The 13255-nt window shown below is 51.1% G+C and carries 14 protein-coding genes; 8 read left to right on the forward strand and 6 right to left on the reverse strand.

Features of this window, described 5'->3' with window-relative positions:
- The first annotated feature begins 284 nt into the window (after positions 1–284).
- The 3 genes from KTH_RS06945 to KTH_RS06955 all read left to right on the forward strand — a co-directional run bounded on the left by KTH_RS06945 (position 285) and on the right by KTH_RS06955 (position 3446).
- Entirely contained in the window at positions 285–1445 is a 1161-nt protein-coding gene (locus KTH_RS06945; protein ID WP_497617432.1) for a serine/threonine-protein kinase, read from the forward strand.
- A gap of 238 nt (positions 1446–1683) precedes the next feature.
- Positions 1684–2388, forward strand: coding sequence for a DsbA family oxidoreductase (locus tag KTH_RS06950; protein WP_497617434.1), 705 nt, complete (start codon positions 1684–1686; stop codon positions 2386–2388).
- A 119-nt stretch (positions 2389–2507) separates the two neighbouring features.
- Positions 2508–3446, forward strand: a complete 939-nt coding sequence (locus KTH_RS06955) for an ADP-ribosylglycohydrolase family protein (protein ID WP_497617436.1) — start codon at positions 2508–2510, stop codon at positions 3444–3446.
- 3 nt (positions 3447–3449) lie between these two features.
- Here KTH_RS06955 and KTH_RS06960 read toward each other — a convergent pair whose 3' ends face one another.
- Positions 3450–4559, reverse strand: coding sequence for an AI-2E family transporter (locus KTH_RS06960; RefSeq protein ID WP_497617438.1), 1110 nt, complete (start codon positions 4557–4559; stop codon positions 3450–3452).
- 158 nt (positions 4560–4717) lie between these two features.
- The gene (locus KTH_RS06965) at positions 4718–6079 is read right to left on the reverse strand and encodes a hypothetical protein (RefSeq protein WP_497617440.1); all 1362 of its coding nucleotides are present in this window, start codon (positions 6077–6079) and stop codon (positions 4718–4720) included.
- 236 nt (positions 6080–6315) lie between these two features.
- Here KTH_RS06965 and KTH_RS06970 point away from each other — a divergent pair, with 236 nt between their 5' ends.
- Both KTH_RS06970 and KTH_RS06975 read left to right on the forward strand, forming a co-directional pair.
- Complete coding sequence (locus tag KTH_RS06970; protein WP_497617441.1) at positions 6316–6750, forward strand: hypothetical protein; 435 nt, start codon at positions 6316–6318, stop codon at positions 6748–6750.
- A gap of 170 nt (positions 6751–6920) precedes the next feature.
- The gene (locus KTH_RS06975) at positions 6921–7808 is read left to right on the forward strand and encodes an LLM class flavin-dependent oxidoreductase (RefSeq protein WP_497617443.1); all 888 of its coding nucleotides are present in this window, start codon (positions 6921–6923) and stop codon (positions 7806–7808) included.
- A gap of 99 nt (positions 7809–7907) precedes the next feature.
- Here the strand turns inward: KTH_RS06975 and KTH_RS06980 are convergent, their stop codons facing one another.
- A complete protein-coding gene (locus KTH_RS06980) occupies positions 7908–8144 on the reverse strand; it encodes a hypothetical protein (RefSeq protein WP_111321811.1) in 237 nt (78 codons plus the stop codon).
- Between the two features lie 236 nt (positions 8145–8380).
- Here KTH_RS06980 and KTH_RS06985 point away from each other — a divergent pair, with 236 nt between their 5' ends.
- Both KTH_RS06985 and KTH_RS06990 read left to right on the forward strand, forming a co-directional pair.
- Complete coding sequence (locus KTH_RS06985) at positions 8381–9121, forward strand: GNAT family N-acetyltransferase (protein ID WP_497617445.1); 741 nt, start codon at positions 8381–8383, stop codon at positions 9119–9121.
- Positions 9122–9405: 284 nt separating this feature from the next.
- Entirely contained in the window at positions 9406–10632 is a 1227-nt protein-coding gene (locus KTH_RS06990) for a cytochrome P450 family protein (protein ID WP_497617447.1), read from the forward strand.
- A 2-nt stretch (positions 10633–10634) separates the two neighbouring features.
- Here the strand turns inward: KTH_RS06990 and KTH_RS06995 are convergent, their stop codons facing one another.
- From KTH_RS06995 to KTH_RS07005, 3 genes are all read right to left on the reverse strand, one after another.
- The gene (locus KTH_RS06995) at positions 10635–10790 is read right to left on the reverse strand and encodes a hypothetical protein (RefSeq protein ID WP_497617449.1); all 156 of its coding nucleotides are present in this window, start codon (positions 10788–10790) and stop codon (positions 10635–10637) included.
- A gap of 272 nt (positions 10791–11062) precedes the next feature.
- Positions 11063–11569 (reverse strand): SRPBCC family protein, encoded by a 507-nt coding sequence (locus KTH_RS07000; RefSeq protein ID WP_497617451.1) that lies wholly within the window; start codon positions 11567–11569, stop codon positions 11063–11065.
- Positions 11570–11598: 29 nt separating this feature from the next.
- Complete coding sequence (locus KTH_RS07005) at positions 11599–12015, reverse strand: RidA family protein (RefSeq protein ID WP_497617453.1); 417 nt, start codon at positions 12013–12015, stop codon at positions 11599–11601.
- A gap of 168 nt (positions 12016–12183) precedes the next feature.
- On the opposite strand from KTH_RS07005, the gene KTH_RS07010 reads away from it, so the two are divergent.
- Entirely contained in the window at positions 12184–13158 is a 975-nt protein-coding gene (locus KTH_RS07010; protein WP_497617456.1) for a helix-turn-helix transcriptional regulator, read from the forward strand.
- Positions 13159–13255: the final 97 nt, after the last annotated feature.

The raw sequence follows: 13255 nt of genomic DNA on the forward strand, positions 1-13255 counted from the left end.
GAAATACCAGGTTATAGGATTATAAAGAAGGGATAAAGTACCTATATATCAGAGGAACAATTCCCTGCGTACAGGAATCATTACCTACTCTCCTTGACATGCAGAGAGCAATCGAGTACGCTCACTCTATACCCTGTCTTCCAGTCCCTATAGAAAAAGCATCCCTTTCTACAATCATGACTGCATCTTCCCTGTCGGTGCAAGCCATGACCAATTGAGTAAAAAGCGAATTCTTCCTGAAGAAAGGCAACGGGCACCCGACAGTTCTTTATTCAGGAGAAAGTATGAGTTGCCCACAATGCCACTATGAGGGGTATCGTGTTGGTGAGCCATGCCCGCGCTGTACATACACCCAGGCTCCCAGATCCCGGCCACTCACTCATCAAAAAAAGGCGCTGACACCGTTGCAGCCTGATGTCAGGCTGGTTGGCTCTGGTCGTTACCGAGTCATCGACCAGATAGACAAACAACAGTGGACAAATGGCTCTACGGAAGTATGGTTGCTTGCACAAGATACGTTACAGACAAATAAGCATGTCACTATTTGTGAAGCCTCATTTCCGGCAGGAAACAATGTCCCTCAAGCATATGTGCAGGCAGCGATGAAAAGCATTGTCGCGCTTTCAGCACACCCGCGTATTCCTGCACTGCACGACATGTTTCTTGAGAACAATCATACCTATTTCGTGTTTGAGCAACCGGCTGGCACACTGCTCAGCCAGTCCTTGCGCCTGACAACAGGTGGCGTGCTCCCTGAGCTCACGGTGCTGGATGGTTGTCTCGCGATTCTCGATGTGCTTGAGCTGCTTGCACGTCAGCAGCCACCGCTGGCGCACGGCCGTATCAAGCCAAACACCATCAATTTGTTCTCCGATGCAAAGGGGAGCGGTTGGCAATTGCTTCGCTTCTCCCCGCTTCTCTTCAGCTTCCTTCAGCAGCAGCCTCAGCCCGGCTTCATCCAGACCGACCTTGTCATGTTACTGGTCACTGCATATATCGCGCTGACAGGCAAACAGCCAGATAAAAATATACTCCAACCAATCCGCAAGCTCAATCCTGCCATTTCGGAGCAAACGGAGGCTGTCATTATGCGCGGACTGCATGACCCCCGAAGCTACACAACACCCGCCGATCTGGCACAGCAGCTTCGTCTTTGTGCACGCGCCCTGCGCAGCGTTTCCATCCCACCGATAGCCCCCGGCCCAATACCGACGCCGATCAGCGTCCCGCCAGTTACACCACAAGGAGACGCCACCCAGGATCTTTTTGCGAAATACTTACAAAATATTGCACCATTAGAGGAGAAAGAAGAGAAGGACGAAAAGAGCATTCTTCCCGAACCGGAAAGCCTGCCCCCAATACCGAACCGCAATCACTATCTTTTCGCCGCCCTCTGGGGAGGCTGCCTGTTCCTGAGCATCCTTGTGATGGTGTTCTTCCTGTAACGAAAAAGAGGAATATATTTTCAGCCTGATATAGCCGTTTTTCGGTAAAAAGAGAGCCAGGTACAGGGTGCTGTCCGGGCTCTCTCCCTGTTTTCTCCACCACCAAAAGAGATAGTATCTTCCAGGTGCCTATACTACTAAAAAGTGCCTTCTTGTAAAAGACCCCTCACCTCCGTATAGTTAAGAACAAGAACCGGTTCACTGCTACCCACCACAGTCACAGAAAGAAGCAGAAAATATGAAAATCGAGATTTTTTCAGATATTCTCTGCCCCTGGTGCTACATCGGGAAACAGCGTCTCCGCTCGGCACTTGCACGTTTTCCATACCGGGATCAGGTAGAGATCAGTTTCAGCAGCTTCGAGCTTGACCCGAGTCTTCCCGCTGATTCGCAGGAAACCATTGAAGAGCGTACAGCACGCAGTACCGGTAGAAGTCCTCAAGAGGTTTCAGCAATGCTCACCTATGTCACAGAGCTCGCGCGACAAGAAGGGCTGAACTATCATCTTGAAGGGGTGCGACTGGTCAACTCTCGAAGTGCTCATCGGCTTGTCCATCTGGCATCCCGGCAGAAGAAACAGGAAGCAATGCAGGATCGACTCTGGACGGCGTTCCTCTCTGAACACCGCTCTATTAGCGACCCTACAACGCTGCTTGAACTCGCGGTTGAGGTAGGCCTTGACCCCGACGAGGTGCAGGCTGTGCTGGATAGTGACGCTTATATGGATGAGGTAAATGCCGATAAGCAGCGGGCGCTGCTGCTTGGTATTACCGGCGTTCCGTTTTTCGTCATTGATGAAAAGTATGGCATCTCTGGAGCACAAACATCCGAAGTATTCTTGAAAGTACTTGAGACTGCATGGGCCGAAACACACCCATCGACCGGACTTGAACTCGCTTCTGAGGCAGAAGGAACCTGTGAAGGCGGAAGCTGTCCACTCTAACAAACAGCCGAGGTTGCTTCACGATGCTGAAGCAACCTCCTTTTGTTGAGAAATCGGAAAAGCTTGACAGCCGCCTTATGGGTGGTTTACAGTGTTGATGGTAGAGGAAGGAGTGAAAGATGCACGAGGTACAACTACCAGCAAACCATAATGAACGAATGAAGCGCGTCCTGTGCGCAATTGAGGGGCTATCAGTTGGGGATGCTTTTGGGGAACGCCTCTTCTCCAATCCGTATATCCTCGAACATGTGGAAGCAGCCTACCAGGCCAAAACGCCACCCAAGCCATTCACCGATGATACGCTGATGGCACTCTCAATCGTCTCGATACTCCGGCAATACGGGTATATCCAGCAGGAACAACTGGCCCGCAGTTTTGCACAACGTTATGATCCCCGGCGCGGCTATGGTCCGGCCATGCACCAGCTACTCAGAGCGCTTCAGAGCGGGCTTCCCTGGAAAGATGGAGCAAGCAACCAGTTTGAAGGTCAGGGATCATATGGAAATGGGGCAGCAATGCGTGTTGCGCCCGTTGGTGCCTATTTTGCCGGATCAATGGAGGAGGTCGTCATCCAGGCCGCACGCTCTGCCGAAGTCACCCACACGCACCCGGAAGGTGTCGCGGGAGCCATTGCCGTCGCGGTTGCCGCCGCACACGCATGGAGCCTCCGTGGTGTGGCTCAACTGCCAACACGTAGCGAATTTATTGACCTTGTCCTTCCCTTTGTGCCAACCAGCGAACTGCGCCGAAAACTACGGCTGGCCCGCGATATCTCGGAAAAAACGGCGCTTGATGCAGTGGTTGCAATGCTTGGTAACGGCAGCCTGGTTTCGGCACAGGATACTGTCCCGTTTACGCTCTGGTGTGCCGGCGAGCACCTCAGAGACTATAAGCAAGCCATTCTGCTGACAGCCAGTGCCGGGGGCGATGTTGACACCACGTGCGCGATTGTCGGAGGCATCGTCGTGCTTGCAACCGGCGTTGAGGGCATTCCTGAGGCGTGGAGACAGGTACGCGAGCCGCTCCCTGATTGGCCCTTCCATGAACAGGCTGAGTAGCGCTCAGTTGCCCGGTTGCTCATTCTGAAATTGTTCGGGATGCATTTCACGCCAGTGGCTCCAGCTCGCTTTCAGCAGCTCCTGAAGCACTGCCGCTACCGGAGCAGCCAGAAAAGCGCCCGCAATGCCAAAAAGATTGGTCCCTGCCACAATCGCAAAGACCGTCAAAATAGGATTCAGACCCACAACGCGCCCGATAATACGCGGTGCCAGAATGTTATTCTCAATATTCTGCAATAGAATCACCAGCACCAGCGCCATCACCGCCGTTTGCAGGCTCTTCGTCAGGGCAACCAGGACAATCGTTCCGCCCAGAATATAGACACCAATCACCGGTACAAATTCCATGACAAAAGCCAGCACTGTCAGCAAAAATGCGTATGGAACCCCGAGCAGAAAGAGTCCGATTCCCGTTAGAATACTCATGGCAGCACCAAGCAGGAGATTTCCACGCATGTAGCCACCGATGATACGCCCGGTTGTTTGCAGCACAAAAGCGATATTGCGCTGATGGCGGTTCGGTGTCCGGCTCGTCAGCCAGTGCGCGATAGCAGGGCCGCTTAACAGGAAATAGATACTGAGCATGATAACCAGTACAGTATTGATAAAAAGGGCAAACGTATTGCTCAACAATGGGAAAATTGAGCTCATAACCTTCTGGATCTGTGAGAACCACTGCTCCCCCATGCGCTGGAGTTGCTCCTGCGAGATGCCCAATTTATTCATATAATCGAGTATTGGCTGAGGAATCAGGCCACGCCCCGAAGACAGGTACGCCTCCATCCAGCCAATGAAAAGCGATAGTTCTCGAATGGCTGCACTAATAATGAAGAAGAGCAGGACACAGACAAACGAGAGAATCAAGACATACACCAGCACAATCGAGAGCCAGCGCGGTAACCAACGCTGAAAAAAGCGAACCAGCGGCGCCAAAATATGGGCGATCAGTGCACCCAAAATGAGCAACAGAAGCGCCTGCCCCACACGCCCGGCCAGCCAGAACACCACTCCGGCTATTGCGATCCAGATCAGCAGAGCTGCCCCTTTTACAAATCGATGGTACCAGAACACAGTTGAATCAGTGTATGGTTCTTCTTGCTGTGACGCATTCACCTTTCTATCCCCTCTTTCTCTTCGCGCATCCAGGAGAGTACGGCAGACCTACTTGATTTTTTCTGTCTAGCGGTCGCGCTTCTCTTTTCTTTTCCATTGTACGAGCAAGGGAATACAATAACGGGAGCGCTTTTCTCAAAGAAGAGGTTAGAGAGGCTTCACCCGGCTTCCCGAGCTGCTTCAGGCAATAGTAACTTACATTGATTTCGGAGATCAGCAGCAATGAGCCGGGCCGCTTTATTCTGCCAGTTATACAGCGTGCGCTCGGGGACCTGCAACCGAAACCACTCAAGCGCCTCGCGAGTCGTGGGATCAGGCGGATCGGAGGAACCACGCCGACTATACGGCTTGATACCCATTACATAGGGGAAATAGAGCGCGTTATAATAGCGCCATTCGTCGCTGGTGCCAAAGTCGCCCTTCGCACGCGGTTTCAGCCGCTCGATGCTCTCACTTAACAGGGCCTTCAGCTCGGTAGCTCGCTCCAGCACATCATCTTTCGCCCCCCGGGCAGCGAGCCGCTCTTGCACCTGTGGAAGCCTCGTCAGGGGGCTGCTTGCCAGCCGTTGCAGATCACCAAAGTTGCTCAACGCTCGTCGCGTCAAACGCACGAATTCTTCGGAGTCAGTGTTCAATATGTCTATTTGCTGATTGATTCGCGGGAGAGCATCGGCAGCATCATGCAGTTCAGCCCGCGCCTCACGCACCTGTGGGAATGTACTGAAAGCAATTCTCTCTGCTATTTTTCGAGCAGAACGAGAAAACACCTGTACCAGAATAGAAGTTGCAATGATACTCAGCAGGAGCAGCGCAAGCGGGAACTCTACCTTCTCTCCTATCCAGAAGAGCAGCGCGACCTGTCCTCCAAAGAGCAGGGCCAGCAACAATGAATAATCAAACGACCGAAACACATCGGGCAGGAATGCTTCCCCTTGCTCTACAGCGTCTTGCGCGGCAACCAGCCAGCCAAGCATCAGTAGATTGATCCCCATTGGCAAGCAAGCAAGGGGCCACGATACCGCAAGAAAAGCAGAGGTACAGATCAGAGCCAGCAGCACGAACAAAAGCGGCTGCTTGTCCCGGAGGTGCCGCCAGCAGAGCACCAGCGCAGCCACAAGAGGCAACAAAGCAGCGCCCAGAGCTATCAATGGATGCAAAAAGAAGAATATACCGCCGCACGCCACAAACCAGCCAAGCACACCAAGCCCGCTGAAAAAAGCCTGACGAGCAACCCCAAACAGATTCTCGACGCGAGTACAGATCAGCATCGCAGCACAGAGTAAGGGAGGCAACAACAGCAACAATTGTGCGGGAACAGCCAGTATCGCATGTGAAAAGGGAGCAATGGGTTCGAGGTACATGCAGCCAGCGGCCAGTGCATAAGAGATCAGTGCTGCCCCAACCAGCCCGACACGCGTGCTCTTCACATTTCGACTGAAGAGGTAAGTTCCAAGCCAGAGCGACAGACCGAAAAAGAGGATTTCGAGCACTCCTGCGCCTGCGGCAAAATAACCCGTCATACCATACGCTCCCACATCACAAACTTAGTACAAACGTTTCTCCGATTATCGCAGTCTGTACGAAATCTGTCAAGTATGAGTTTTTTTCTGGTACTACCTAAAAAATTGGCAGTATATGGCAGTGCTTTGACTGGGAATGGCAGTGCTTTTACCACTATGCTGATTGTAGATCAGAAGCGTGACCAAGCGAAATGAAAGCTTCTGAGCAAGTATACAACAGGAAAGGACTTCGATAGATGGCACAGCACTCTATTCGTTCCACATCTTCCAGGCTGAAACTCTTTATACAACTTGATGCCGCAACTTCTCTTCTAGGCGCATTCCTGTTTCTGGGTGTCGGCATCAGCCCGCTTGCTTCCATTCTGGGATTCACAGATCCTATCTTCCCAATCATTGTAGGAATTGGCCTGTTCTTCTATGTTGCCTGGTTGCTCTTCATCAGCAGAGGGCCCGAAGTACACCCGCGAAACGGCCTGATAACGGTCTGCATCAATGATGCCTGGGTACTCGCGAGTATCATTCTGCTGCTTGTTCAACTCCCACCGCTCACGCTCTGGGGTAAGAGCTTTGTCATCCTGATCGCCCTTATCGTCGAGGCGTTCGGACTGCTCCAGTTCTCCGCTCTCTTGCAGCAGCGTCGGGAAGTGGCACGCTACAAGCAAGCACATTAAGAGAAGAGACGCGTTTCTTCTCGCAGCAGCCCAGGTCCATAGAGTATAATAAAAATCGAACAGCCCGAATACACCATAAAGGGAACTGAGACTCCATATTCCGTCTGCCTTCTTGCTTTCTGAGTCACAAAAGAAACAAGCAGGAAGGCAGTCATCACGAGGAGGTTAATATGACAGTTAAGTTCGGCTGGGCTCTCTCTGTTGGACCAACCGAGGGTATCTCTCAGCAGCAATTCCATAAGATGATACAGAAGCAAATCGAACTTGCGGATGGCGTCGTTGACTCGCTCTGGTTTGTCGATCACCTGCAATTCGGCTCGTCAGCGGTTCTTGAAGGATGGACAACCCTGACCTATCTTGCTGCCCAATATCCTCAATTTCAAGTAGGCCATATGGTCCTTTGCCAGTCATTCCGCAATCCTGCACTGCTGGCAAAAATGGCTACAACCCTGCAATATATGAGTAACGGGCGCTTTCTCCTCAGCATTGGCGCAGGTTGGCATGAGGAAGAATATCGTGCGTACGGCTATCCGTTTCCTTCCCCACGGGTGCGCGTTGAGCAGCTTGAAGAGACTTTGCAGATCGTCAAGTCGCTCTGGACCCATGAGCAAACAACCTTCCAGGGAAAACACTTCTCAGTCCAGGCGGCGTACTGCGAGCCAAAGCCGGACCCCATTCCACCCATCATTATAGGAGGCAAGGGCACGCGCTTGCTACACCTTGTTGCTCGCTATGCAGACGGTTGGAATGCTCCCTGGCTCACCCCCGAAGATTATGCCGCGCGAGCAAAGGTACTTGAACAGGAATGCCAGAAAGTCGGGCGTGATCCTTCCAGCGTGCAGCGGAGCTGGTTCGGACGCTGCACCTGCGTGGCCACCGAACAAGAGGCCTGCACGCTACATGATCGTGGCTTAACAGGCACTCCCGACCAGATCGCGGCACAGCTTCAGCAGTACATCGATCTCGGTATTGATACATTTATGCTTGGGTGCAACTCTTTCGACGATATGACCACAGCAGAATTACTGCTAAAAGAGGTATTACCTCGCTTTCAATAAAAAAGTGGAGAAGGCGAAGTATATCTTGCGTCTCCTCCATCCCTTTTACACGACTTTTCCTGAAGGAGCCTGCTCCTTCTTTTACAGAGAGAATATCATTTAACGGCGAGGCTTCTTCGAGGAAGGGGCCTGCTTTTTCTCCTGCGCAGGAAAGATCATCTCAAAATAGTCGTTATAATCTTCGTCTCCTACTGTAATCACGACATGAAGATTCTTCTCTTTGTCGTAATGCATATCGACCTCCTCAACCTGCATCCGAATGCCCGGTGTAAGCTGGCAGATTGCCTTTGTTTCAACCAGATGTTCAAAGAACCTCTGAATCTCTTCATGATTCATATATATCTTCTCCTCGTTTACTCTTGTACCGCTTGCACAACCCCTTCCATTCCGTATCGCAACATTTGAAGAGGCTTCACACCCTCATTATAAAGCATGGCAGGCTCCCTGTCTCGCTCAATTCACCAGAAAGATGCATAAGACACTCTAAATGTAAAATAGTGCAATGCTCTCTTGCACTATCACACTGATTTCGCACATAATAACAGGAGAATCCATTCAAGAAAGGATAGAATATGAACTATACGCTAGCAACCATACGCGATAGCCCACATCTTCGTGTACAGCTCGGCCCGCTTGACAACGAGGGCTGGCCCCCCTTCATGACCAACGATCCGGTCGCCGACAAACATTGGCCTTTCCTGTGCGAGATGCTCCCTCAGTATCAGCTCACGCTCTCTAATAAGGAGAATCAGGTAATCGCCGCAGGCTATACAGTCCCGCTCTACTGGGATGGCACCATTGAAGGGCTTCCAGAAAGCTGGGAAGACGCGCTCATTCAAGGAACAACCCCGCATCAGAACAGGAAACCGAACACACTCTCAGCACTGGCGATTGTGATTCGGCCTTCGTTCCGTGGACAAAAGCTCAGTACACAGATAGTGCAGGGCATGCGAGCGCTGGCGCAACAACATGGCTATACCTCTCTCATCGCGCCAGTTCGGCCCTCACTCAAAAGCCGCTACCCGCTTATCCCGATGGAAGATTATGTCAGGTGGACACGAGAAGATGGCCTGCCCTTCGATCCCTGGATGCGGGTTCATGCCCGTCTGGGAGCGCGTATACTCAAAGTTGCGCCGCGCTCGATGGTTATTCCCGGCACGGTGCAAGACTGGGAGCGTTGGAGCGGGATGAAACTTCCACAAAGCGGTGCTTATATTATCCCCGAGGCGCTCGTCCCGCTTGAGCTCTCGCATGAGCGCAACGAAGGCATCTATATTGAACCAAACGTGTGGATGCAGCATCAGATCTCCTGATCTATAAATCAATACATAGTCATCCTCTTCTGGTGCTGAGTCCGGATATTCTCGGGCTCAGCCTGCCCTCTTTCTCCAAATCTTCATTACCTCGCAAGCACAGTCTGCAAGGAAACGAGCTTCTCCAAATTAGGAGGATAGTACTCACTTTTCTCTTGACAGCCCTTCCTCTTTCGGACTATACTTCGAGTATCAAAACGGTATGACTGAATAAACTCATTCAGTCAACAAGATCAGATGAGAACGCTTGCCGGATGCAAAAGGTCCGACAGAAGAAGGAAAAAATGAGGAACGTAACAGTTAACGACCTGTTTTCTCTAGAAGCAAAGAGAGATCCTATCAGGTTTTACAAGCAATTGCGCGAACAGGGGCCAATTATCGACCTCGGCGAGTACCCGAGTATAGGCAAATTCTGGCTGCTCACTCGCTATGAGGACGCTATTGCTCTGCTTAAAGATCCTCATCCCTTCACGAGGGACAGGTTGAAACTACTGTCGCCAGAAGAAAAGGAACAGACAACCAGGTACCATTCTGCGCTTGAGCAATATGTACTGCAACGGCGCGATATGCTCGCGGTCGATCCTCCCGATCATACACGTCTGCGCAAGCTGGTTGCGAAAGCCTTTACTCCACGCATGATCGAGCAGATGCGACCACGAATGCAACAAATTGTGGATGAATTGATCAATGCTGTTGAGGACAAAGGGAAAATCGAGCTGATCTCTGAGTTCGCTTATCCACTACCAATTACAGTCATCTGTGAGATGCTCGGCATTCCTGCCAGGGACCGCCAGCAGTTCCGCCACTGGACACAACTATTAATCGTGCCACCTCAAAAGCCCGAGGAATTCGCAGCTCTGAATGCTCCCTTAGAAGATTTTATTAGCTATATTCAGCGCTTGATCGAGGAAAAACACCAGAATCCGGAGGATGACATCATCAGTTTACTGGTTCAGGCCCGGGAACAAGAAGATAAATTAAGCGAAAATGAACTCATTTCAAGCATTTTCTTACTTATCGTTGCCGGGCATGAGACGACGGTCAATCTGATTGCAAACGGCGTCCTCGAATTGTTGCTGCACCCGGATCAATTACAACTGCTTCAGCAAGACCCGTCGCTGCTTCCATCCACTATAGAAGAATTATTACGCTATACTGGACCAATCTTTGCAGCCGGATCCCATTGGGCAACGGAAGACATAACGCTCTATGGCAAGCAGATTCGCAAGGGTGATATCGTGCTCGTCGGGCTGACAGCGGCTAACCTTGATCCTGATGTATTCGAGCATCCCGAAAAGCTGGATATTACCCGGGAAGAAAACAAACATGTCGCGTTTGGCAAAGGCATTCACGTTTGTCTGGGAGCGCCTTTAGCCCGCCAGGAAAGTCAGATTGCGATTGGAACGCTGATTCGGCGTCTCCCTCACTTGCGCCTGGCTGTTCCTCCTGAACAACTCGTATGGAGCGGGTCAAAATTCCGTGCGCTTCGCAGCCTCCCGCTCGAATTCTAGCTTTAAAGCAGGCAGGAAAGCTCGTCCATCGTGTTTTCTTGCCTGCTTGTTCTCAATAGGTAGCGAGGAGAAAAGCCGATCGCTTCCTGCTCAAAAAGCAGCACTTCCAGTATCTCCTGCAAGATAGACAACAGATCTTCAACATCTTCATTAGCCACAGGAGACCTATCATCGGCATAAGAGAACAATCCAGGTTGATAGTGTAATGACAAGTGCAGCTTGCAACCTCGCATCGGACGTCTCTATTTTTCGAGTCGATTCGGTTGTGACCCGCTCCAGAAGCCACTTTACCTGTTCGGAAGAGCTATCCTGTTATCTCTCTTCTTCTCACTATAAAAGCTCTTATCAAGCTAATGAGGGTATATCGGTATGATACCTCTCAAAAATCTCTTCCAGTTTTTCCTTACTATCGATTTTGAAAGGAGAAGAACTACTTTTCAGGCATAAGTGTATGCTGATATAGCTTATGTGCTTTCCCCGTTTTCTCCAGAGAGGCTTGCAGAGCATCAAGCACCTTCGTCCAGTGCTCGCGCATCCGAGCTCGTTCGAAGGGACCGGGCAAGTGCTCCTGATGAAAACTGATCACCGTTTTTGCCCCATTTGGAATAACACGCACCTGAACTATTGACGCACGCGGCCAATGAAGCCGGGGAAGCCATGTCAGCCGGATGTTCTCTTCTGGATTGACGACGCTTACCGTGCCTGTAGCCCCATCTGACGCCTGATAGGAAGCCCCTGGCTCCAGTTGAAGGGGCGCTCCTAACCAGAGCCCTAACCCTTCAGCGGATGTCAGCATTGCCCACGCATCCTCAACTGGTACTGCAATCGTTCTCCGTACTCCTATCTGGAAGCCTGCTTTTTTTGTCTGCCCAACAACACGCTGTTCGCGTAAGGGTTCGTATAGATATACTTCTTTCTGTTCATTATGCGTGTTCACTATAGCCTCACAATCCTTCAGCAATAGTCCTACTTCGTGGATTCGTCCAATAGAGGAACAGCAGCGACAGCATCTATTTCTAGCAGGAAATCGGGATGCGCCAGACCAGCGACATAACACATCGAAATGATTGGCGGGTTTGGACGGTTCCCCCAGAAGCGCTGAAAGGCCTCGAAACCGGGCTGAAGCGGACATCCCTGAACCAGCAAGACGGTCCATTTAATAATATGCTCTGGCCGCGCTCCAGCCGCAGTCAGCACCTTCTCTATATTCTCCAGCACCTGTTGAGTCTGAGCCCGCACATCGCCCTTTCCAACAATATTCCCTTGTTGATCTACTGCATTCTGCCCACCAATATACACCATTTTCACCGGTCCAGTCACACTTACAGCCTGCGTAAAAGCCATATTTCTATGGAGTGTCTCAGGGTTCAAATGTTCGATCATAATAGTCTCCTTATTGAGTGTTTTCTGTATGTAAGTATACAGGAGAAAGAGGGCATATTCCGCCCTGATTGCACGAGGTTGCTCGTTCCTCTTGCAGAAATGGGACCATTCAGGCATACTTGAGATGAGCCATATACCTGCGCAATCTAGAGCATGGAGATAGAAATAATGTATAGCCCGACAACTCGCTTGCTGACAATTCTAGAATTACTGCAAACGCGCCCTTCTATGAGTGGAGAGGAACTGGCACAGCGCCTTGAGGTCGAACCTCGCACCATCCGCCGCTATATTCAGATGCTTCAAGATATGGGTATGCCCATTGAAGGGGCTCGTGGACCGGGCGGCGGCTATCGTTTACGTCCTGGTTTTAAGCTTCCTCCCTTGCTTTTCACAGAAGAAGAGGCCACAGCAGTAGTTCTCGGTCTCCTGGGCGCACATTGGCTTGAGATTGAGATCTCTCCAGTTGCAGTTGAAGGAGCGCTTGCAAAGGTCTATCGTGTCCTCCCGTTTCATGGTCGCGAGCGTCTACAGGCGATCTCATCAAACATTATGCTTTCCCCTCATCAAAACGAGACACGCCCTGATGCCTCACTATTAGTGAAACTCAGTACAGCCATCCACGAACAACATATCGTCGCGCTGGAATATTGTTCGCATTATAATGTTGTCACTCAACGAGAAGTTGAGCCTTATGGCCTGCTTGGTTGGCGCGGGCACTGGCACCTTGTCGCCTACTGTCGCTTACGAAAAGATTATCGACAGTTTCGCCTTGACCGCATCCAGCGCATGGAGGTCCTTGCAGACAAGTTCGTGAAGGATGAGAGCTTCGATTATCAGGAGTTTATTCACAAGCACTTTCTGGCTGTCCCGGCTCGCTGGCACGTCCAGGTTGAGTTTCAGGCTGCACTGCATCTGGTGCGACATAAAATCCCCTCGTCCTATGGTACCTTAACGCCGACGAAAGCGGGAACGCTCTTTGAAACCACGTATTTTAGCCTGGATGAATTGGCTCGCTACCTGCTTGTTATAGGTTTTCCTTTTGTCGTCCATCAGCCTGCGGAGCTACGTGACGCTATACGCAAGCTAGGACAAAACCTGTTGCAGATCGCCGATACCGTCCCTCCCGAGCCACAGCGAGAATGAGAAGAAAAATTCCTCTATAGTGACAACAGGCAAAAACATTTCCACTTTCTGGCGGCCATTTCAGAATAGAGAAGAGGAAGGCATATATCAGCCTTCG

The sequence above is a fragment of the Thermosporothrix sp. COM3 genome (assembly GCF_059696735.1).